The sequence below is a fragment of the Photorhabdus luminescens subsp. luminescens genome (assembly GCF_001083805.1).
Taxonomy (GTDB): domain Bacteria; phylum Pseudomonadota; class Gammaproteobacteria; order Enterobacterales; family Enterobacteriaceae; genus Photorhabdus; species Photorhabdus luminescens.
Genome location: NZ_JXSK01000001.1, coordinates 89,485 through 113,004 on the forward strand (window position 1 = coordinate 89,485; position 23,520 = coordinate 113,004).

The 23,520-nt window shown below is 40.4% G+C and carries 17 protein-coding genes and 1 pseudogene; 10 read left to right on the top strand and 8 right to left on the bottom strand.

From position 1 onward, the window contains the following. Window positions 1-158: 158 nt before the first annotated feature. From dapA to TI10_RS00420, 6 genes are all read left to right on the top strand, one after another. Window positions 159-1,058 carry a 4-hydroxy-tetrahydrodipicolinate synthase gene (gene dapA, locus TI10_RS00395; RefSeq protein ID WP_049581211.1) on the top strand — a complete coding sequence of 300 codons (900 nt, stop codon included), beginning with the start codon at window positions 159-161 and terminating at the stop codon, window positions 1,056-1,058. Window positions 1,059-1,074: 16 nt separating this feature from the next. Further along, window positions 1,075-2,124 (top strand): outer membrane protein assembly factor BamC, encoded by a 1,050-nt coding sequence (gene bamC, locus TI10_RS00400; RefSeq protein WP_049581212.1) that lies wholly within the window; start codon window positions 1,075-1,077, stop codon window positions 2,122-2,124. Between the two features lie 444 nt (window positions 2,125-2,568). Next, window positions 2,569-3,282: a phosphoribosylaminoimidazolesuccinocarboxamide synthase gene (gene purC / locus TI10_RS00405; RefSeq protein ID WP_049581213.1), complete on the top strand. Its 714-nt coding sequence runs from the start codon at window positions 2,569-2,571 to the stop codon at window positions 3,280-3,282. 609 nt (window positions 3,283-3,891) lie between these two features. Then, window positions 3,892-5,622 (top strand): ABC transporter ATP-binding protein, encoded by a 1,731-nt coding sequence (locus TI10_RS00410; RefSeq protein WP_049581214.1) that lies wholly within the window; start codon window positions 3,892-3,894, stop codon window positions 5,620-5,622. Next, window positions 5,619-7,271 (top strand): ATP-binding cassette domain-containing protein, encoded by a 1,653-nt coding sequence (locus TI10_RS00415; RefSeq protein ID WP_049581215.1) that lies wholly within the window; start codon window positions 5,619-5,621, stop codon window positions 7,269-7,271. Before TI10_RS00410 ends, TI10_RS00415 begins: the two co-directional genes overlap by 4 nt. A gap of 322 nt (window positions 7,272-7,593) precedes the next feature. Then, window positions 7,594-8,772 carry an alpha/beta hydrolase gene (locus TI10_RS00420; protein ID WP_049581216.1) on the top strand — a complete coding sequence of 393 codons (1,179 nt, stop codon included), beginning with the start codon at window positions 7,594-7,596 and terminating at the stop codon, window positions 8,770-8,772. 6 nt (window positions 8,773-8,778) lie between these two features. Here the strand turns inward: TI10_RS00420 and TI10_RS00425 are convergent, their stop codons facing one another. From TI10_RS00425 to TI10_RS00460, 8 genes are all read right to left on the bottom strand, one after another. Beyond that, window positions 8,779-9,009, bottom strand: a complete 231-nt coding sequence (locus TI10_RS00425; protein WP_049581217.1) for a phosphopantetheine-binding protein — start codon at window positions 9,007-9,009, stop codon at window positions 8,779-8,781. 34 nt (window positions 9,010-9,043) lie between these two features. Beyond that, window positions 9,044-10,267, bottom strand: coding sequence for an ABC transporter permease (locus TI10_RS00430; RefSeq protein WP_080984991.1), 1,224 nt, complete (start codon window positions 10,265-10,267; stop codon window positions 9,044-9,046). Window positions 10,268-10,269: 2 nt separating this feature from the next. After that, window positions 10,270-10,935 carry an ABC transporter ATP-binding protein gene (locus TI10_RS00435; RefSeq protein ID WP_049581219.1) on the bottom strand — a complete coding sequence of 222 codons (666 nt, stop codon included), beginning with the start codon at window positions 10,933-10,935 and terminating at the stop codon, window positions 10,270-10,272. Then, window positions 10,919-12,076 (bottom strand): efflux RND transporter periplasmic adaptor subunit, encoded by a 1,158-nt coding sequence (locus TI10_RS00440; RefSeq protein ID WP_049582112.1) that lies wholly within the window; start codon window positions 12,074-12,076, stop codon window positions 10,919-10,921. The genes TI10_RS00435 and TI10_RS00440 overlap by 17 nt, the downstream gene beginning before the upstream one ends. 41 nt (window positions 12,077-12,117) lie before the next feature. Continuing rightward, window positions 12,118-16,509 carry a condensation domain-containing protein gene (locus tag TI10_RS00445; RefSeq protein WP_049581220.1) on the bottom strand — a complete coding sequence of 1,464 codons (4,392 nt, stop codon included), beginning with the start codon at window positions 16,507-16,509 and terminating at the stop codon, window positions 12,118-12,120. 17 nt (window positions 16,510-16,526) lie between these two features. Then, window positions 16,527-17,021 (bottom strand): hypothetical protein, encoded by a 495-nt coding sequence (locus tag TI10_RS00450; protein ID WP_049581221.1) that lies wholly within the window; start codon window positions 17,019-17,021, stop codon window positions 16,527-16,529. Beyond that, window positions 17,018-18,028 carry a hypothetical protein gene (locus tag TI10_RS00455; RefSeq protein WP_049581222.1) on the bottom strand — a complete coding sequence of 337 codons (1,011 nt, stop codon included), beginning with the start codon at window positions 18,026-18,028 and terminating at the stop codon, window positions 17,018-17,020. Before TI10_RS00455 ends, TI10_RS00450 begins: the two co-directional genes overlap by 4 nt. Window positions 18,029-18,551: 523 nt before the next feature. Then, a complete protein-coding gene (locus TI10_RS00460) occupies window positions 18,552-19,616 on the bottom strand; it encodes a radical SAM protein (protein WP_049581223.1) in 1,065 nt (354 codons plus the stop codon). Window positions 19,617-19,869: 253 nt separating this feature from the next. On the opposite strand from TI10_RS00460, the gene TI10_RS00465 reads away from it, so the two are divergent. From TI10_RS00465 to TI10_RS00480, 4 genes and pseudogenes are all read left to right on the top strand, one after another. Beyond that, entirely contained in the window at window positions 19,870-21,489 is a 1,620-nt protein-coding gene (locus tag TI10_RS00465; RefSeq protein WP_049581224.1) for a (2,3-dihydroxybenzoyl)adenylate synthase, read from the top strand. Between the two features lie 22 nt (window positions 21,490-21,511). Beyond that, window positions 21,512-22,132 (top strand): annotated as a pseudogene (locus TI10_RS00470) (isochorismatase family protein); the annotation flags it as partial. A 76-nt stretch (window positions 22,133-22,208) separates the two neighbouring features. Continuing rightward, window positions 22,209-22,979: a 2,3-dihydro-2,3-dihydroxybenzoate dehydrogenase gene (gene dhbA / locus TI10_RS00475; protein ID WP_049581225.1), complete on the top strand. Its 771-nt coding sequence runs from the start codon at window positions 22,209-22,211 to the stop codon at window positions 22,977-22,979. 87 nt (window positions 22,980-23,066) lie between these two features. Next, window positions 23,067-23,519, top strand: coding sequence for a DUF441 domain-containing protein (locus TI10_RS00480; protein WP_049581226.1), 453 nt, complete (start codon window positions 23,067-23,069; stop codon window positions 23,517-23,519). Window position 23,520: the final 1 nt, after the last annotated feature.

The window sequence follows — 23,520 nt, forward strand, 5'->3', positions numbered from 1 at the left end:
CCCAGCCATTGAATTTCAACAAATTACTTTGGTTATCACTTCTTTTTAATAGAGGTTATCTGGTATTAACAAAATTCATTGAAATTCCGCGTTAAATAGTTTCCTTCTGGATGACTAAAAAGTACCATGAAGTTCTTGTTTGTATAGGGGGTTATGTAATGTCTAGCGGGAGATTTGAATTTACAGGTAGCATTGTTGCGCTGGTAACACCAATGGATGCGAACGGTCAGGTTGATAAGGCCAGTTTGAAAAAGTTAATCGATTACCATGTTGCTAGTGGGACATCAGCGATAGTCTCGGTAGGGACAACCGGCGAATCTGCTACATTGAGTCATGATGAGCACGGTGATGTTGTTTTGACAACCGTAGAATTGGCTGATGGGCGTATTCCGGTTATTGCCGGAACAGGTGCAAATGCGACTGCTGAGGCAATATCCCTAACGAAACGTTTTGAAAACAGCGGCGTTGTTGGTTGCCTAACGGTAACGCCTTATTATAATAAGCCGTCGCAAGAGGGTTTATATCAGCATTTTAAAACAATTGCTGAAAATACCGATTTACCACAAATTCTGTATAATGTGCCTTCTCGTACTGGGTGTGATCTGCTGCCGTCAACTGTAGCGCGTTTGGCGAAGATTAAAAATATTGTCGCAATTAAAGAAGCTACAGGGAACTTAAATCGTGTTAGTCAAATCCAAGAATTGGTTAATGATGATAGTTTCATCTTATTGAGTGGCGACGATGCAAGTGGATTGGATTTTATTCAGCTTGGCGGCAAAGGGGTTATTTCTGTTACTGCAAACATTGCAGCGCCTGAAGTGGCTAAGTTTTGTGAATTGGCATTAAACGGCCAGTTTGCAGAGGCGCGTAAGGTAAATAATCGCCTGATGGATTTACATCGTCAGCTATTTGTTGAACCTAACCCGATTCCAGTTAAATGGGGATGTTACAAACTGGGTTTGATTGCTGGTGACACCGTGCGTCTGCCGATGACGCCATTGACAGATGCAGGAAAAGTCTCAGTTGAAAAAGCCTTGAAAACGGCCGGATTACTGTAAAATTTAGGGAATTTTAATGGCAATATTGTTGCAAAAATCGAAGGTGATAAAGGTTGCTGGTATGTCACTTGTCGTGTTATTGGCAGCCTGTTCTGGCGACCAAAGTTATAAGCGCCAAGTCAATGATGATGACACATATCTTGAAACACCTCCCCTGAAGGCGTTGAAAGTTCCTGCGGGTATGGTATTGCCATTGCAGAATGGTGAATATGATATTCCAGCAATATCCTCTAAAGGGCAGGTTGGGAAAGCGCTTGATATTCGCCCGCCATCTCAGGCACTGGCCCTGTTGAGTGGTTCCCGTACTGAAAACAGTGCAAAGAGCAGTAAATTGCTGCTTGAAAGCACGCCTGAGAATAGTCATCTGTGGTCACAGATTAACAATGTTCTGTTGAAAAAAGGTTATCCAATTAGCCAACGCGATGATGCTAGCCAGACATTGACAACTGATTGGATCGATTGGCCGCGTGCAGATGAAAATGTTCCATATCAGACTCGTCATCGTATTAATGTTGTACGCCAGAGCTATCAGATTGAATTATCCGTTACTAATGAAGGGCTGAGACAAGGTGATCGACAGGTCACTGATCCTATTGAAATCCAGCGTTATAACTCACTGATGCTCAATGAATTAATTGAAGGTGTGAACCAACAGCGCGAACGCATTAGCGATGATGCTGTGGCGCGTAATCTAGGCCCATTGGAGGTACAGAGTGGCGGTGATACTTCTGGATTACCTCAGATGATTGTTCGTGCGCCATATAATATTGTTTGGGATAGATTACCGGCCGCACTGGAAAAAGTAGGCATGAAAGTGGGTAGCCGCAGCCGTTCAACCGGGGCTATTACTGTGACTTATAAAAGCCTCAGTTCATCTAGCTGGAAATCAATGGGGGTTAGTGAACCATCCATTAGTGAAGGTGATTACAAATTACAGGTTGGTGATTTGAATAACCGGAGCAGCTTACAGTTTATTAGTGATAAAGGTAAACCGTTGACCCAATCACAAAATGATGAATTGGTTGCAGCGTTGAAAGCCGCTTTCAGCCAGACCGCAGGATTATAAGCTAGCCCCTCAGATTATTGGCAAAGCGCTGGCTGTTTAGTTAGCGCTTTGATTTAACATAGCGCTGTGTTAAGAATATCCCCTTCATATAATTTCTTCCTGAAACTCAGGAAATTCAAATTAATATCGCTGACTATCGTTGGTTACCATATTGCTAAGATATTCACGGTATTTTGGGTTCTTAACGATCCAGAAATACAGAATCGAGCAATTTTTTTGTTAGCTTTACTTACCATATAACCTTTGAGGATAAGTTTTTCGAAGGTCATCAGCTTGCCTTGAGATTGATAGGCAGACGGTTTTTTAGCATGAAATTTGGCTGTTTTTTAGACTAATCAGATAACTATAGAAAAAATCAGCCCTTTGGACAGGATTTTATCGACAATCTGTTTTATTATTTATCTATGGTGTTTATACAATAGTAATATCTCTGGAGTATATAAGATGCAAAAAAAAGCTGAGTTGTATCGTGGAAAGGCAAAAACGGTGTACACCACGGACGATCCTGATTTGCTAGTACTGGAGTTCCGTAATGATACATCAGCGTTGGATGGCGAACGTATTGAACAGTTTGATCGTAAAGGGATGGTGAACAATAAATTTAACCATTTCATTATGAGCAAATTGGCAGAAGCAGGGATTCCGACGCAAATGGAGCGTCTGTTATCGGACACTGAGGTATTAGTTAAAAAGCTGGATATGGTGCCGGTTGAATGTGTTATTCGCAATCGGGCTGCGGGTTCATTAGTTAGACGCCTTGGTATTGAGGAAGGTTTGGTATTGAATCCACCTCTGTTCGATCTGTTTCTGAAAAATGATGCTAAGCACGATCCAATGGTGAATGAATCTTATTGTGAAACTTTTGGTTGGGTTAGCAAAGAACATCTAGCTGAAATGAAAGAATTGAGCTACAAGGCTAATGAAGTATTGAGCAAATTGTTTGATGATGCTGGTTTGATTTTGGTTGACTTCAAACTGGAATTTGGTTTGTTCAAAGGTCAGATAGTTCTAGGGGATGAATTCTCTCCTGATGGCAGCCGTTTGTGGGACAAAGAGACGTTGAACAAAATGGATAAAGATCGCTTCCGTCAAAGCCTTGGTGGCCTAATTGAAGCGTATGAGGAAGTAGCGCGCCGTATCGGTGTTATTTTGGACTAATTACGCAAACGATTACTTGGGCCGAAAGGCCCTTTTTATTGGCTCAAGTGATTCTGGTTGTAATTTTTTCATTGGCTTTTTATGACCAAATATTATCCGACAATGAAGTAGTTAATATGAATTAATCCAATTATAGAATAGACTACCTCTTTGTAAGAGGTGATTTGCTTAAGTTTAGAACAATTTAAGGCATGTTAATATTGAATAGGAATTCATTTATATAATCGCTATATATTTAAAAAATCATTATAATTCATTGGAATTATTGTTATTTTTTACTCCATCTATGATTTGTTGTTTGGAATAAATTATTTATTATTCATATTGGCGAGATATTTTACAATTAGTATATTAAATAACCTAATAAAGGTATTGACATTGTAAAATAAGGTATCAATTTTATTTTTCGGCTATTTTCTTGTGATAGCGTTTATAAACATTTCAATCAGATCGTGATAAATGCGAATATTTTGCGATAATTGCATTTTGCTAAATGTGAACCAGATCTTACTGTTGTGATCGATCTGTTATTAATAACCTTGATGTTGGCTGCATACACTGATGTTGCAAATAACATCGTTAATTTTGATGAGGTGCCATAACCTAAAGATGAAAAGCGTGATGTCAGAGAATTTAACTGTATGGCGGGTATTGTTACAAAGCGCCATACCATTTAAGGGGACTGTTCTATGTGCGTTTTTGGCCTTAACCGTTACATTATCGTGTGATCTAAGCGGTCCTTATATTATCAGGAACTATGTTGATAAGGCGACATCAGGGACGACTGTTGATCAACTTATCATGTTGGCAATCATTTATGTTTTTATTGCGTCGATTGGTGTTATCGGTAATTTGGTAACCAGTTACATGAGCACCAAAGCCGGTTGGGGTATTGCTGATACTATTAGATATAAGCTTTTTCGCCATGTGATGACAGTGTTGCCTGTATTGGAAATAGAACGACGATCACAGGGAGAGTTGCTGGAAAATATCGAAGGTAACGCAGATATTATAGGAAAAACGATTTCTAAAGCAGGCTTCAAAGCCATTGCTAATTTAGCGCTGACATTAGGGACATTGATAATTATATTCAGCGTTATGCCTCAGGCAGGTATTGCCATAACTGTCGTCGTCATACTAGTAGCATATGTGTTGATTCAATTAACCAGACTTTCTGTCCGTCGCTGGCTAATTGCGCGAAATGAAAAAGCCCGAATCTTTGGTTTTGTCGGTGATTCATTACATGCAATGGATGATTTACAACCATTGTCCCAGGCGCATTGGCCTGCCATTGCATTTCGTAAAATGTTGTCAATATTGCTCAAATTTGAACGTAGCGCTTATATTGGCGGCAGGGCTTTTTGGCCAATTACTCAGCTCTTTTTTGCACTCTGTTTCGGTATCGGGTTTGGCTTTGGGCTTCAGTTACTTGGTGAGAACAGTTTAAGTATCGGTACATTAACGATGGTTTATCTCTATGTTGATAAACTTCGGGAACCGGTGGAGGATATGTCATCAGAAATAGAGTTGATACAGAAATTGTTTGCTGCTTTGTCACTTTCGGCAAAAATGTTAAATGAAGGTACTCCTGATAAATCATCGGATAATTTATTGCCTGATGGTCCTCTCTCGATCCATTTCGATAATGTTGATTTCAGTTATAACGGAGAAGAAGCGCAAGTTTTGCATGGCGTTAATTTTTACGTCGCTCCGGGGAGTAAAATTGGCATTATTGGTAGAACGGGGGCGGGAAAAAGTACCATTCTTAATTTGATGTGTGGATTTGCGCGACCTGATTCAGGAAGAGTGACCATTGGCAATGTCGATGTCTCAACGATTAAACCTGAGGAGTTTGCAAAAAAGATTGCTGTCTTGAGCCAGCGTTCTCATCTGTTTTCCGCAACATTGCGGGAAAATTTAACGCTTTTCAGTAGTGAAATATCTGACGACCAAATTTGGGCGGTTCTGCAAGAATTAGATGCGCTTGAATGGGTTAGGGCATTACCTGATAGTCTTGATACACAGGTTGGTACTAATGGTCTGATGCTATCAGCAGGAGAAATTCAAATGATAGCGGGCGCCAGAGTGATGTTGCAGCATTGCTCGTTAGTGATTATTGATGAAGGAACTTCTCAACTTGATCCCCGAATGGAAGAGAGTTGGCTGAAATTGCTTGAAAAGTTAAGCCGCAATTGCACTGTCGTGATGGTTGCACATCGCCTTCACACGCTTTCGGTGGTTGATGAAATTATCATTATCGATGATGGGCGGATTCAACAACGAATCCCTGAAACAGAAATCGCAATGTTAACGAGTAATCATGATGGGCTCATGGTATGACTATATCCAATGTATCAACTAAACTGAAAATGTTACCGGCCTTGACTGAGCTGATAAAAAAGTTTGCTCCTCTCTATTTCATTACCATGTTTGTGTGGACACTGATGCATGGTTTTCCTCTGTTGATTGGTTACCAAATCAGCAAATTACTTGATAGAGCGATGAATGAGCCGACTAACCCTGTCGTCTGGTGGTTGCTTGCTTCGGCGATTGCAACTATGGTTTTGCGATCGCTATTTTTATTCTTGGGATTAACCTTTGATTTTACGTTGATCTTCAAGGTCAGCGCTTATCTGAAAGAACGGGTTTTGTGGGGAGTGAGCCATTGTTCCCACAATCAGAGACAGGCTTTTTCTCAAGGCGATATTCTGAACCGTATTCGTGATGATAGTGATGAAATTGCGGAATTTCTGAGTTGGACTTCTGATTTTATTTACCGTGCATTACTTTTAATTATCGCATTAGTTGTGCTTATCAACACTGACATAATAACCACACTTGCTCTTATGCCTATGATTGTGGGCCTGTGGGTCGGGGCGATACTTAAACGCAAGGTAGGGAATTTACAGAAGAGTAAACGTCAATCGCAAGGGGACATTGCCGGCAAGATTACTGATGTCTTAACGGGAATACGCGATCTGCGCCTTGGTAATAAAATGGAAGGGCAGATTGAGCGGTTATCGCAGAAATTTGTCAATCGACGGGCTATTCAAGCCAAACATCAGGTATTTACTGACCTTCTTTCTGGGCTGTTCAAAAATATTGTCATACTTGGGACGTCGGCTGTTTTATTGATAGTAAGTAAACGAATCGTCGATGGCAGTTTTACTGTAGGTAATTTGGCACTGTTTTTGACCTATATCGGCTGGATCAGTGAACAGATACTTTTCTTTGGTCGGTCAGTTGCCTATTACAAAAATGCTGATGTGTGTTACGGACGAATCAGACAGTTTCTGGCAAATGAAGTAGATAAAAAAGAAACCAAAGAATATGGGCAAGGTGAAATTCTGCATAAGCTGAGCGTTAGTCATCTGACATATTCCAAAAACCAACCCCCGGTTTCATTTGAGGCAACAGCTAATCAGGTTATTGGCATTGTTGGTGATATTGGTTCGGGTAAGACCGCCTTTTTGCGTTACCTGATTGGTCTGGAAAAATCCAGTTCCGGCAGTGTGCTTTGGAATAACAAAGAGGTTCTGGGAAATGAAAACTGGTGGCGGAATCCACGTATCGGATATGCCAGGCAGAAAGCGGGGTTTTTTGGTGGAACCGTAAGACAAAACCTCGCGTTGGGTGATAAAGATATCGATGATGATGTCATGGTGCGGGCGCTGGAGGCAGTCGGTCTGACGCCCGGCTCATATGAATTGCCAGAAGGGCTTGATACCGTTATTAATTCTGGCAGTGCCGGTCAATTATCTGGCGGCCAGCGTCAACGTTTGGCATTGGCCCGGATGTTATGTCGTCCTGCTGACGTTTATATTGTTGATAACTGTGATTCGTCATTAGATACGGATACGGCCCGTAGTTTATGGACTGTTTTACCTGAGCGCTGGCCCGGTCTGTGGATTGTTGTTTCGCATAATGCCGATCTTCTCGCTAAAGCGGATCATATTGTTACCGTTCAACAGCGGAGAGAGTTAACATAATCCATTGGATATCCACTCCTGGCTAAGTCGGTAGGAGTGGATGTCAATAATGAAATGGTATATATTTTTTTATATCAAACGAGGAGGGACTATGGGTAAACAAGCTGTTTTTACTATGAAACTTGAATCAGATCTGCGTGATCACGACGTAAAAGCGATTTTTGCGGCTCGAAGAGAACAGGTTAAGGCTCGTAAGTGAACGTAATTTGGACACCTCAGGCGCTTTGCGATAGCGAGGCAATATGGGAGTGACTGGTTTTTGTCTGGATTTTAGCTTTAGTGCATACATCACGGTTGTGGCCGTAGGAAGTTGAGTAATTACATGCTTATTAAAAACTTAATTGCCACATTGGAAGGTGAAATACAGATATTAATAACCACATTGCTTAATGAGCAATGGGAAGCAGCCAGGGAATTAATGAATGAATCATTGCGTATGGCGGCTGATGATTTAGCTTTAACTGTATTGGCAGACAGTTTGTGTAACTCAGATATCGATATTATTTATCGGCAGCAAGGTGCTTGTCATCTGCGGCTAAATACTCTCAATGGAAAGCTCAATCTTTATATTGGGATTAAAGATCGGCAAATTGATTCTCTCACATTATCTCGATGCCCAATACCTGATGCGTATGCAAAACAGGGTATTTTTATCGAAAAAACGTTAAAGACGTTTGGTCTTAGAGATGTCCCGGATGGTTTGGTATGTTTGCCATCGCCACATAATGTCAAAGCGCTTGTACTATTGCTTGCGGGTTCTGGTCCGCATTCGATGGATTATGATGTTGGGCCTAATCCACTGTTTCGTATGTTGGCGCATGAATTAAGTCAATATGGCATTGCGAGTGTCCGTTTTGACAAACGCTATTACCGTATCCGGCAGAGAAATATGGACCCTGAGGTTGTCGATCTCAATACGGAAATTGTTGACGATGCTTGTAATATTCTGACCGGTTTAATGGGACATATTGAATTACACGATGTACCAGTCTTTCTGGTTGGGCACAGTTTCGGCGGATATGTCAGCCCATTAATTGCAAAGAACTTACAGCAAAAATCGGGTTTAAATATTACGGGCATTGCGATGTTGGCGGCGCCTTTCCGTAATTTACTCCGGGTGATTTTATCCCAATTACCCAGCGGGAAAGAGCAAGATACAGTATCTCTTGAGAGCTTTTTGTCAGTGCCGGATAGTTATCTCAAACAGATTGAGAATTATCATGCATTTGACTGCTTAAACAGCTTGCCTGCAATGCCGTTATTTTTTGCTCAGGGAGATCAGGATTTCCAGATTTTGCATAATGTTGATTTTACGATGTGGAAAACTGCACTGCAAAATAATAGGCAGGCAGAATTCAAACTCTACACTGGATTGAATCATATTTTATTGCCCACAATGGGGTGCGATGGTGGAGAGGATTATCTGCAACCAGGTCAGATCCCGGTGCAGGTAATTGCAGATTTGGCTGCATGGATCATCCACCATTCGTCAATGAAATAGACAGCGCTATTTATCTTTTTCGAGCAGTTTGACCCAATCGTTGATTGTCGGCCAGCGGGCTAAATCTGCAAAGTTGGTTGGATAACCTGCATAATTCAGCCGATCAACTAGCATCAGCATTTTTACCGAATCGAAACCGATATCAAAAAGATTTTCATCCTCCGGTATTTCCTCTGCTTCTGGATGAAGCGCTCTGATTTCTCGATGTAAAACTTCATAGATAAGCTGATTTTTCATTGTGTCTCCAAAAGGTGTTATGAAACAAAACAAGCTACAATTCTCTGATACCTTCGATTGGCGCCGATGCGGCTGCGCGATGTGATGGATATACACCAAACACAACGGTAATAAAGCAGGCTGCGAGGGAAGCGAGTAAAAAGGAATAGAAAGAGAAACCAACCGCAATATCAAATAGTAATAAAATTCTGAAACCGATAAATGAGAATAACAGTCCTAATAGTGTTCCCAATAATGAAATCAAAAATGCTTCGGTAAGAAACTGATAAAAAATATCGGAATAACTTGCTCCTACGGCAAGTCGTATACCAATCTCTCTTCTACGTTCTCTGACGCTGATGAGAATGGTATTCATGACACTGACGCCCGCAACAAAGAGGGTCACTGATGATATTGACAATAGGAAGAGGTTAATTTTTGATTGGGTTTCATGCAATGTTTTCAACAATTCCGTGGTATTACGTATCTCATAGCTTTGTTGATGTTTAAACCGTGACAATCGTTGTTCAACAGCATATTTAACCGGCTCAATATGAGAGGCGTCTTTGGCTTTCAACACCATGCCGCCAGGAGGCGTATGACCGAACAGCCGTACCAGATAGCTATTGCTTGGCAAAAATGCGGCATCGTCGACACCGGCATCCATGCCTTCGCCTTTCTGTGTCAAGATACCAATAACTTGCATCGAGATATCATTGATCTTGATGTTCTGCTCAAATGCGGTTTCTTTTTGTGGAAAAAGTCGTTCGGCCAGAGCGGCTCCCAAAACAACGACATTTGCCAAAGCTGCATCTTCTTGTGGTGTGTAAAAACGTCCACGATCAATCACCAGATTACGGATAATCGCGATATCTGCATTGGCGCCAATCAATTGACCATCAGTAGTGCCTTGTGGGGAAACTATGGTTCCTGGCGCGGTATAAAACAGGGTGCTGTGGCTGATATATGGGTTACTTGAAAGTGACGTTATATCCTCTGGTGTCAGATAATTATCATGGGAATCGAAAGCCCCGTTTTCTTGTCCCTTGTATTTTACTGAAATGATATTACTCCCCATTGAAGAGACCATCTTGACAATATGATGCTTGGTTTCTGTACCAATTGCTTGCATGATCACAATCGAAGCTACCCCGATGGCAATGCATAATAGCGTCAAGAAGACGCGTGTTTTATGAGCGGCAAGAGAGCGTACCGCCATCTTGAGGTTAAACAGAATAACCGTCGAATAAACATTGAGTTTTAAGGTTATTTTACTCATGCTCATTGAGTCACCAGACAACCGTTATCCAGATATAGTTTGCGTTTGGCATATTTGGCGACAGCTTGGTCATGTGTTACCAGGATAATACCGCATCCATTATGATGTAATTCAGTAAAAAGTTGCATGAGATTGGTCGCATTAGTGGTATCTAATGCGCCGGTAGGTTCATCGGCGATAATAAACTTTGGGTTGTTGATCAAGGCGCGAGCTACGGCAACCCGTTGCTGTTCTCCCCCTGACAGATGGCGCGGGTATTTATCTAATAAATTGTTAAGCTGGAGGCGATCGATTAAGTAGTGGAAATGCTCTCTGTCATAATCAAAGTTTCTTTTTAAGTAATACATGGGCATTGAGATATTTTCATCAATGCGGTAGTTTTCAAGCAAATTATAATTCTGAAAAACAAAGCCAAAATATTTTCGCCGTAAAAGCGCCAATGAGTGAATCTTTTGCTGAGTCACCGTGATATCGTTAATAAGATATTCACCCGCACTGGCGATATCCAAAAGCCCTATTATATTCAATAAGGTACTTTTCCCTGAGCCAGAGCGACCAAGAATAGCAATATAATCATTTTGGTCTATGGTTAAGCAAATATCTTTCAGGACCAGATGCTGTTGACTTTCATTGCCGTAGGTTTTGCAGATATTATTTAGCGTTATCATTGTTCCTATCCCCAAGATTATCTTGCTTGGAAAGTACAACGATCTGCTCGTTATTCTGCAATCCATTGACAACGACTGAACGTCTTCCGTCGTTATGGCCGATCAACAATTTTCTTACTACAATGTTTCCCTCTTTCATCTCACGTAAAAAATAGGTAGTTAGATCATCATTCAAAGGTTGATGCCGTTTATTATTCAGTATGTCATTGGGTATGGTCACGACTCCGATGCTTTCGTGGGTCACAATAGTGACATCCGCACTCATACTGGGTTTGAGCAGGAAATTATTATTAGGAACATCAAATAGCACCGTATAATAAACGGCATTATTAATGAGATCGGGCTTATACATAATCTTCTTAACATTGCCGTGCCATATATGCTGATTTGCGCCATAGATCTTGAAGGAGGCTTTTTGCCCTGTCACGATTTGGTTAATATCTGCTTCGGAAACTTTTGCATAAACCGTCATATTTTTGAGGTCGGCAATTTGCATGAGAACTGGTGTCTGTTGATTGACATTCAGCGTTTGCCCTGGATCAACATGGATTGCAGTCACTACGCCGGCAATAGGTGAATAGATTTGGGTATAACTGAGGCTGACTTCTTCACTATGCAAAATATGCTCATTCTGCCTGATATCTGCCTTGAGGCTTTCAATTCTTGCCTGACTTTTCTTAACGCCGAAAGCGGCTTCATCCAGCAGTTGCTGACTAGTTGCGGAGCGCAGGTTAAGCGCTCTTTGGCGCTTTTCCGTGATGACCAGAAGTTGATAGGCGTATTGTTCCTCCTGCAACATGGCACGCAATTTTTCTAACCGTGCGCGGCTGGCCTCAACTTTAGTACGATAAAAAGTATCATCAATGCTGGCGACCAGTTTACCTGCTTCAACGATATCCCCGACCTCAACATATAACTTAGTTAATTGGCCTGAGATTTGGCTACCAACATTGACCTGTCTGGTTGGTTGTATAACACCGGCAGCACTTACCGTAGTAATGATGTCACCTAACGTTCCGGTGACGATTTGTTCTGTCATCACCGCAGATGTCTCTTTTTGGCTAAAGTTGTTATAAGCCACGGCAAGAAAAGCGATCATGACAATGGTGATAACCACCCATTTCTTTTTTTTAACCAGCACAATCAGCATCCATTTTACTATTTGTTATCGTTCCGTATCTGTTATCGTTCCGTATCGCCAGACATCAGATCATTCTGAGTGCCTATGCAATCCAATAAATCAATCAAAAACAGCCCCATGTCGCTGATAATATCTTCAGAGAAAATATCATCATCGTAGAGCCATTCCAGCCCTATTCCGGTTGGCAAATTGATCAGTTCGAGCGCAATATCTCCTTTAGGTTTGAGCCCCTTGATTTTTTCCTTGATGCAACGGGTTTCACCAAGATATAAATCAGTTTCAAATCCTATTTGAGAAGAAAAATAATAAGTGACTTCCGGCAATTGCATACCGTGGTGGTGGTGAAGATGTTGTTTTAAATAGGCCAGCGAGATATTGGAATGCTTATTCGCGTTTGCCAGAAAATCGCGGACATACTTAGATACGTTAATTAGCGAAGTTTCCGCAGTAACGCAGGGCAGCAGTAGTGTTGTTGCGAAGCTACCAACGCTGTCAAACGATATGGGAGGAACGCGGTTGGCACAAGGAATACCTACGATAATCTCATCTTTATTGAGTAATGAATTAATGGTCATCAGAAATGCGCCAGTTACAATATGTTCCAGAGTCACCGCATGTTCTTTCTGCGTGTTGGATAGCGCGGCAATTAATTGAGGAGACAATGGCATTGAATAACGCCGTCCTCGGATTCTCTGATGAACTTCTGATGTATCATTACGTTGTCCGGCAACCGAAAGTACGTTGAACAATTTTTCTGTCCAAAAATTTAATGTTTCGTCTGACATGCGCTGATTGATGACATTAATGTCCGTTTCTGTAGCGGCTGCAATCTTTGGCGCATGATCTGCGTAAGCGGAAGATAATTTTTGCAACACATGAGCAATCGACATCCCGTCACAAAATGCATGATGGAAATTTAATAGCAGGTAATGTTCGTGCTCTGCTATTTTTAATAACTTAAAATATACTGGTGGATTATCTTGCAATGTCATCGGCTTAAATGCCATATCATTTAAGATTTTGCGTAATGAAATTTCAATATTGATGCCGGTAGCATGAGTTAAATCGATATATTCGAAAGGCAGATTCTCTTCGGCGGCAGGTGAGAAGGTTAAAGAGAGTTGCCCATCTATTATGGTGACTCTTTGGCAGAGGGCAGGGAAATATTGCATGGTATACAGCAAAGCGTAACGTAATTTCTTTAAATCAATCTCACCGGCCAGATGGTAATATAGTGGAATATTATGAGCGCCTGATCGATTAGAAATAGTATCGATAATCCAATAATATTGGTCGTGTTGTTCTGTCAGGTTAGTGCTATTTTTATCGGTTAAAATCGGTATTTGCCCTTGTTGAATGACAGATTGTAATAGATAGCCTAATCTAGGGGCATGATAAAAATCTTCCAGGTGGAGAGAACAATTAAAGCGTTGCTGGATCTTATTAATTAACAATAATGCTTTCAGCGAAGTACCGCCTGCGTCAAAGAAATTAGTCTCTTCATCAATAACGTTATCGCTATCACCAAAAACTTCCCGCCATAGAGTAAAAAATATTTCTCGTTTTTCCTCGTTAATCTGCGAAATATTATCATCTCTATTCAATTCTGACACTGGGATAGAATCATTGAATGATGCTAATTCGACAATAAAAGGCACCTGCAATTTTGGATAACATCCACGTAAGAATGAGACGATTTCGTGACGTGTGATTGAGTAGGAACCATCAGGTATAAATATATTAATATATTGATATCCAGTTTCATTTTCTTTTATCGTTAAATGAATGTCATCAATATTAATCGCCGCTGTAAGTAATTTTTGCATTTCATCCAAATCAACACGTTTTCCGTCAATTTTACGTTCTTTATCCAAGCGACCAATGAAATTTAAATTCCCTTGGTCATCGTAAAATCCACGGTCTCCGGTTAAATAATAGATTTTTCCATCGTTCAATTGTAGGAATTTACGTGAAGTTGACTGATTATCGTTAATATATCCGGCACAGATAGAATCGCCACGGATGCATATCTCTCCACTACTGCCATTAATGATCTTGTCAGTTCCATATTCCCGAATAACGATAGTGGTATTTGCTAGCGCTTTGCCAATGATATTACCGGGTTGAAATTTATCATCTATTTTGTGACTGCTAGCCACAACGCAACATTCTGTTGGACCGTAAGAGTTAATCAGAGAAATACCGCATCCTACTTTTTCCAACCAATGATGGATGGCTTTATCCATTGCCAGATCGCCACCGATAATTGTCATTCTAATCGAAGGGGCGAGTTCTTTAATAGCTGCATGTAGGAAAAAGACAATTTGATGCCAATAATTGGTAGGAAAGTTAACTATAGTGACTGATTGTGCATGGCAAAATGAAAACAGGGTATTAAGCTCAACGATCATATGATCGTTGGCAATCGCCAATGTAGCGCCTTGATAAAAACAGCCAAACACCTCTTCAATATAAGCATCGAAAACCGGTGTGCTGAAATTGAGAATAACGTCATCTTGTTTAATGCCATATTGCTCTGTCATTGCAGACAAATAGGCATAAAGCCCCTTAAATGTTATCGGTACCGCTTTCGGTATACCAGTGGTGCCTGAGGTAAAAAAGATATAGGCTTCGTCCTCTGGAGTTGAGGGACGTTTTATATCATTCCCCAGGAATATTTCGGAAGGGCGAGTCTCTATATCTTCAATAAAGAGAAGATGCGTATTATTAATAACGTTTATTTTCTCATGATAGCGACGGGCAGTAATTAATAAAGAAATATTCAGGCTATTTAATATATTATTAATTTCTTCTTGCCCAAATGTCATATTGATTGGGACAAAACATAATCCCGCAGTATGGATTGATAATATAGATAATAAGGAATCTACACCTCTGGGTAATAATACAGCGACTCTTCGGTTCTGTAGCGGGCAGGATAATAGCAGTTGACTGAAAGTTAATAATTTGTGATAAAGTTCACGGTAATTAAGGCAATGTACACTGCTTATTTCTGTTTGATTCCCATAAATAACTGATTTTTTATTCGGCGATATTTCGACGAGTTGTGCTATTCTGGAAATAATATTATCTTTGATCGGGTGATTAGCGATAATATTTTCTGGGCGCCATAGGATAGAAGTAATATTATCCATTGGTTTAATTTCTTTATATTTTTCCCAATAGATCTCGATCGTTTCATTAATATTTTCTGCAATAGTGCTATAAATACGTAAATAATCATCGAGCAGAGCATGAGCGGCAAAATGACTATACAGACGGCTCCCCACATCCAATTCAACTAATGCTGATTTTTCATCAGGAAAGAATCGGATGTTAATACCATAATTATTGACCGCGCCGGAAGTCATACAACCGCGAATAGCGCGATTATCTTTCATAAGATCATGTTCAAGCTCATGCAGCAAATTAACATACGGGGCGGCAGTGAATTGATCTGCTCGACTAATTGCTTCATCGTTTAAATCATTTATATCAATACGACTATGCTTGCTGTGTAAACTAATTTGCGACTGCATTGCTACGAGGATCTGTTTTATTGTTGCCTGCGGAGTTAAAGAAACCATAAGAGGTAGGGTGTTCATTGCCGGGCGATAATAACGGTATTCTCCTTTATCACGTCGATTAGAGAAAGGTAAATTGATAATACTTGTTGATAAACGACCTCGTTTGGTCATTTGCAGACATAAAGCCAGTATCATCATTAACTTATCATTAAAGGTAAAACCACCGTTATTTGCGGTGAGCGGCCGGCTTACTTTCATTGCTTTTGAGGGAAATAGGCGTTTACGGGCATAATCCTCTAATTCAGGTAGTTGGCTGAGGTAATTATTCCAATACTCTTTGTTGTTGGCATAATGCGCGTTTGCTTTATATTTAACATCGTTAAGGTAAGCCTGATAGGTAAAAACAGGCGCTGCTGTTGGGTGAAATGTTTGTCGTTCATAGTAAGACAAAACATCGTGAATCAACTGACCTATGCCCCAATAATCTGTGGCGATATGGTGCGCGATGATTCCCCAAAAACAGCACCCAACATCATTAAAGTAAAGATAATGCCTTATCGTCACCCCTTTTTCAGGCGCTAGCGGTTGAGTTGTTCGCTTGGCAAAATCAGCTTTTGCCGCGGGTTCTACTGCTGGATCTGACAATTTTATTGGTATAATTTCGACCGGCGTAGATCCCTTTTCCTGAAAAATATTGTGTTCGGCAATACGGTAACGTAAGGAAAAACCATCATTGAATTGATGAATGGTGATAATGGCCTGCTTCAATCTTGCCAGGCTAATATTATCACTGAAGCTGACGAATTCACCGACATTGAAGACAGATTTATCGTCAGCAACAGTATTAGCGATAGCTAAGCGGAGCTGTGTATAATTCAACGGCCAATAATTGTCACTATATTCCATTATTTTGCGGCTCCACGCTATATTTTACCTTGCAACTCGCCCTTTATTTTTTCAAAAATAGATTCATCTATGCATAATCCAATATTACCTTCTGAGTTAAAGCAAATCAGAGGGCGCTTGCTTACACGTAGAATGAAATATTTATTCTTTCCCTTGTGATAATATCCAGACGAATAATGGATAATATGTATACCATTACTGCGGCTAAAATCTTCCAGGGAAACGCCTTCTTCCCGGCGTAATGAGGAAATAACCCATTCGTGTGAATATACCCCGGACTTCATCAATAATTTTTCTTCCTTGATCACGGCTTTATTTGATAACAGTTGATAGCCTACAAATAAGGCAATGATGACAAAGAGAGTCGTCGCGATACTTGCCGCCAGCTTATTGGGATTACTGTTACTGAGCCAGTATGGTACAGGCAGAAAAACTAAAGCGATCAGGACGAGCATAGCGACATTCATTAATATGACTTTGAAGTCTGGATTTAATCCCACGATATTATTCATGCTGCTGCCATTCCTAAAGATAATTCGGTAAAGAGATGAATCACTTCTTTGCGTTCTTCACGTGTTGCGGGCAGATTGATATAACCACACTTTTGCGCCGCAAACAGGCAGGCGGTGATTTCCCTTCTGACAGCTTCTTTAACCAGTGCATCGACCATTTCTTGGTTGTTATAGAGTCTGGCAAGATGAAGAGAAGCCGTGCCGGTTGAAAGGTCGCTATGATCAAGTTTGGGTAAATAATTCGCCATACATACCGTAACCGCTGTTTGTACCGCCAGGCTTAAGTAGGCGACTACGTTAACTGCCGCCGCCGCATTCACTGCCGCGACAACTCGGGTGCCGACAGCCACGTTGACCGCAGCGACTACATTGGCCCCTACCGCAAGGCGAGCAATCTCAATACTGGTGTCATCTTCATGGTTTAAGGGTTCCAGAATTTCTTTCAGCCGGATAAGAGGAGGACTGTTTGTATCTTGGAGCTGATAGGCGTCGATGTTCTGTTTAAAATGTGCGAACAGGCTAGCATCTTGATTGAGATGGTGATTGATTCGGCTTCTCAGACTGGAGCCTCTTTCGTTTAGGCCATAAGTTTTTAGGTGGGAAAAGAGCGCTTCATAGTCGTTGGTTTTTACCGCATTCATTAAGTCTTTGTCATAAGTGATGAATAGCAGTAATTCTTCTGCGGAGCCGGGGCTAACGATATCTTTGTCTATGCCGAATTCAGCTAACACTTTTTCCGGTGATTCCCGGTATTCTAATGCTAGGTTGGGCTGCTGTTGTAGGGTTTCCCAGAATCGGTTATAGGTGATGATCTCTTCCCAAACTTCAACGGGAAGTTTGGCGTTTGACATTGACAGCCTTAGCTTATTTTCTTCAACCTCTCCGGGAGAGAGTAATGAACGTGGCACGCCAAAGAGACGGTTGCTATCAGTGCGAGCATTAACGGTGGGTATGACACTGCCAATAGCTGCGCCGGCAGCCACGCCAATAAATGTACGTCTTTTCATAATTCGTTCCTTTATAAGTTAACGGAATTCTTTTTTTATTGAGCGTTATATAAGATAAGATGTAACCTTTCCTTATTAAGTTTCTTCATTATTGAGATAATTTCGTGAATTAATTATCTAACTGATATTTCTTACCTGCGATATTCATTGTGAGTATATATTATGATTATCATGACAGGATTTGGCTATCATTCTTGATACTCAATGGAAAAACATAGAATAATTTATCCTCTGTTAAATTAAAGGTTAGGCGATACTAACTATTAGCTGGATAGTGACATTTTGCAATAGCTTAGTTGATTAAATTTATATTTTGAGCGTTTAGACTAAATATGTTTTGCGACAAAAGGCACTTATTTAGAGTCCGATCACAAAATAGTAAGTAAAAATATTCCTAAAGAAGAATAAAACCTTTCCTTGATTACCACCTCATTCAATAAAAATTGGCTAGTCGAAAAAGCGTTATTTTGGCGATATTCGTTAGTAATAACGTTAAAATATGGATGAGATCCTGTCGTATTTTTCATTCCTCAGTTAAGTTAACGGCATTTTTTTCTGCTGAGTAGTAGATGAGATCCAGTCTTTCTTTAGCATTAAATTTCTTCATCACGGGAATGATTTCTTTGTGATAATTATCTAACAGATTGCGGCGTGTTCCTTCGTCTTTATGCAAATGAGCACAGGCTTGGCAGGGGTGAACGATTTTTTCCAGATTAATGTTGCTATCCAACGGGCGATATTTTTTTAGGATCTTATACGGCCCTTCTGTTCTTAACCATACTTTCATAAAGTCTTCTTCCTGACTTTTAAAAAGCTGAGATACATCTCCTCCTTGCAAACGGCCAAGTTTCATTTCAGGGATATGCTCCAATGTCAGCCCACAGCAAGCGGAAATTTCACCATGTGGTGTCAATACAATATTTTCGAAGACTTGATCGCATCCTTTTGCCAGTTGCTGATCCCGGTTTGGAACATCTTTCCGTTCTTCGCTGGTGTCATAAAACGGCATCCAGGTATTTCGTTGTAAATTAATCTTGTTTTGTTCTTTCAGGCGTTTAATGACCGGGTTCTGGGTGATTTGCGTCGCAATGGCGGAATCAGCGGTATCCTGCTCTACGGTAATCAGGGTTGTAATGTTTTGTTCGGCCAATGCTTCCGCCGCGGCAACTACGCTGTCAAGGGGAATCCATTCACTGTGATCTTTTCCTGTGCTGATGTTCATCTCTGTGATGCCGGCATCTATTAAATCTTGGGCTATTTTTTGCGCCTTTTCTCTATTTTTTCCCCAATAACCGTTAGTCACGCAACGAGTTAATAAGCCGTGATCTGAGGCAAAGCGAATGGCTTCAATCAGATCTTTACCTAGCAGGAAACATTCACCGCCACTGAAAACCACGAGCTTTAAACCTGGAAAATTAGCTTTGGAGTGTGCAATAAATTGTTTAATTTCATCCAGGCTTAAACGCGCTTTTACCGAGGGGTTACATTCAAAACAACACTCTTTGCAAGCTGCATTGCAAGTATATGTTGTGATCACGGTGGCAGTATTCGGATATTGTTCCCAATACCCAGGAGGAAAGCATGACATAATTTACCCCTGTTGGATTAAAGGTTATACGTTACTAACTATTAGCAGTATGATTTTATTTTGCAATATATTTAGATAATTAAATTTGTATTTTGAGCGCTTGCGCTAAGTATGGTTTGTTACGAAATGCATTTATTTAGAAGCGGCTCACAAAATAAAGTTCGAAATATTTCTGGTTGAGGATAAAGTAAATGTGCATAAACAGTAATCGACTATTGTTAACACATTGAATATTATTGTAAGGAATAAAATCATGTCTATTGAATTTACACCCTGGCCGTCTGAGTTAGCAGAACGTTATCGTGAAAAGGGTTATTGGCTTGGTAAGCCCTTAACTGACATACTTTATAAACAATGTCAGATACAACCTGAAGCAATTGCGATTATTTGCGGTGATCGTAAATTTAGTTATCATCAACTTGATCAACAATCTTCTGCATTAGCGACAAATTTAACGTTAGCGGGAATAAAAAGAGGTGATACTGCCATTGTACAATTGCCAAATATAGCTGAATTTTATATTACATTTTTTGCGCTACTGAAAATGGGTGTAGTACCTATTAATGCATTGTTTAGCCATAATAAATTAGAGTTACTTGCTTATGCACAGCAAATTGATCCAAGTCTGGTTGTACTTTCGTCAGAGCATCCACTTTTGCAGAATGATGATTTCCTGGAACAATTAAAAATAGATTGTCCACGGCTGAGAAATATCGTCATTGATGGCCGCAAAATACAATATACCAATGAATTAAAACCGTGGTTAGAGTCAACAAATTTACCTTTGAATTTTGAGGTGACACGTTCAGATGAGGTCGCTTTTTTTCAACTTTCAGGTGGGAGTACAGGAACACCTAAATTAATTCCAAGGACGCATGACGATTACTATTATAGCGTAAGACGCAGTGTTGAAATTTGTGAGCTGACACCACAAACCCGTTATCTTTGTGCTTTACCTGCGCAACATAATTATCCGTTGAGTTCTCCGGGGGCGCTTGGCGTATTTTATGCTGGCGGTTGTCTCATATTAGCAACAGATCCTGGGCCGACGACTTGCTTTCCACTAATAGGTGAACATAAAGTCACAATGACTTCACTGGTGCCATCGGCTGTGGCGTTATGGATTCAGGCGATTCGGAAATATGAATATTCACTGGAAAGCCTTAGGCTATTACAAGTTAGTGGAGCAAAGTTAAGTGAAAGTGTGGCGCGAGTGATACCGAAACTTTTTTCGTGTAAGTTGCAACAGATTTTTGGTATGGCTGAAGGGTTGGTATGTTATACCCGGCTTAATGACGATGATGAACGTATATTTACCACTCAGGGGCGCCCAATGAGTGAAGATGATGAGGTGCGTATCGTTGATGATAACGGCAATATACAAGCGCCAGGTTCGGCAGGTATGTTAATCGTTCGTGGACCATATACATTCCGGGGATATTATAAAAGTCCAGAGCACAATTCGAAGGTATTCGACAAAGAAGGTTTTTATTATTCCGGTGATTTGGCCTATATGACTAAAGAGGGTGATATATGTATAGTCGGACGTGAGAAAGATCAAATTAATCGCGGTGGTGAAAAAATTGCTCCGGAAGAAATTGAATCTTTGCTACTCAAACATGAAAGTGTTATCCATAGCGCTTTAGTTTCGATGCCTGATCCTTTAATGGGAGAAAAAAGCTGTGCTTTTATTGTGGCGGCTGATCCGAATATAAACGCATTACAACTGAGAAAATATTTAAGAGGGCTAGGAATCGCTGAATATAAATTGCCTGATCGTTTTGAGATTATTGATGTTATGCCTGTTACACCGGTCGGAAAGATTGATAAACGATTATTGAGAAAACTCATTCGAGACAAATTAGAAAATTAATTAATGACATGAAGGTATTAAAATGACCATTCCATCATTGAAAAATTATATGCTACCTCAGCCGAAAGATTTTCCAGGTAATGAAGCATCCTGGTTATTCGAGCCTCATAAGGCAATTTTACTTATTCATGACATGCAGGACTATTTCTTGCAATTTTTCGGTAATAATAGCCCTTTAGTTAATCAATTAATTGAAAATATCCATTTGTTGAAAGTATTTTGTAAAGAAAAACAGATTCCCATTATATATACGGCACAGCCTAAAGTACAAAGTGATGAAGAGCGCGCATTACTTAATGATATATGGGGGGGGGGCTTGAATAGATCACCCCATTTACAGAATATTAGCCATGCTTTAGCCCCTGATAACGATGATATTGTGATAGTTAAGTGGCGTTATAGTGCATTCCAACGCTCTTCGTTAGAAAAAAATATGAAAGACTTAGGAAGGGATCAATTAATTATTTGTGGGGTATATGGGCATATTGGTTGTATGATTACTGCGGTTGATGCATTCATGAGAGATATAAAGCCTTTTTTAGTGGGTGATGCGATAGCTGATTTTACGCTAGAAGATCATCTCATGGCTTTAAAATATGTTGCTAAAAGGTCAGGAATGGTTGTGAGTACTAAAGAAATAATTTCATCAGTAAATTTCGATAAATCGGATTTATAAAAATTGCATAATAAATCGCTATTAAAATTAAAGAAGAAATAAAATGAAAAATAAACAAAATTTACAAATGGATTTTAGCCATAAGACTGTCTGGGTAACTGGCGCGGCACGCGGCATTGGTGAACAAATTGCCCGTGATTTTACCGCGCTTGGCGCTAATGTAATAGGTTTCGATCGCGTATTTGAGCAAGATAATTTGCCTTATAAATGTATACAACTCGATATCAGCGATCCAGAAAAGGTCGAAATGATTTGTTCCCAGCAACTGGCTATCTCAGCTAAATTAGATGTGCTGGTTAATGCTGCCGGTATATTGCAATTGGGAAATATTGATGAGTTAAATATTAGTGACTGGCATCGTTGCATTAATGTTAATGCTTCTGGGGCTTTTTATCTATTTCGTTCAGTGATTCCCCATTTTAAACGTCAGCGCAGCGGCAATATTATTAGTGTCAGCTCTAATGCGGCACATGTTCCACGTATGAGAATGGCGGCTTATTGCGCATCAAAATCAGCACTGACAAGTTTAACGCATTGTGTTGGGTTAGAACTGGCGCCATTTGGTGTGCGTTGTAATGTTGTATCGCCCGGTTCGACGGATACGCTTATGCAGCGTTCTATGTGGAAAACCGATGATGATGAAAAAAATACAATTAACGGGTATCCTGAGCAATATAAATTAGGTATTCCTCTCGGTAAGATTGCAAACGTTAATGAAATTTCACATACCGTACTTTTCTTGTCTTCTGATTTGGCAAGCCATATCACGCTACAGGATATTGTGGTTGATGGTGGTGCGACGTTAGCTTGTTAATAGTTTGAATTAATACGAGAATACCGGTCATGTCTGTAACATAAGGAAAAATTGCCCTAGCCTGATGGAATTAGGGTGTTGAAGTTTATGAGCCATCTCGATCCTACTTTACTGGTGCTGCTAGTGTTGGCAGCACTGGGTATCATCAGCCACAACATGACTGTCACGCTTGCAATGCTGCTCTTGCTGGTTATCCGTATAACGCCGCTGAATCATTTTTTCCCGTGGGTGGAAAAATATGGGCTGACTATCGGTGTGCTTATTTTGACCGTGGGCGTTATGGCGCCGATCGCCAGTGGAAAAATTACGGTACAAGCTGTCCTCAACTCGTTTATGAATTGGAAATCGTTACTTGCGATAGTGATAGGGGTATTAGTGTCATGGTTAGGTAGCCGGGGTGTTTCACTCATGTCTCATCAGCCATCAACAGTTGCTGGTTTACTGGTGGGGACGGTATTGGGTGTAGCCTTGTTTAAAGGTGTTCCTGTGGGACCGCTGATTGCCGCGGGGATTTTGTCACTGTTGATTGGTAAATCATAGC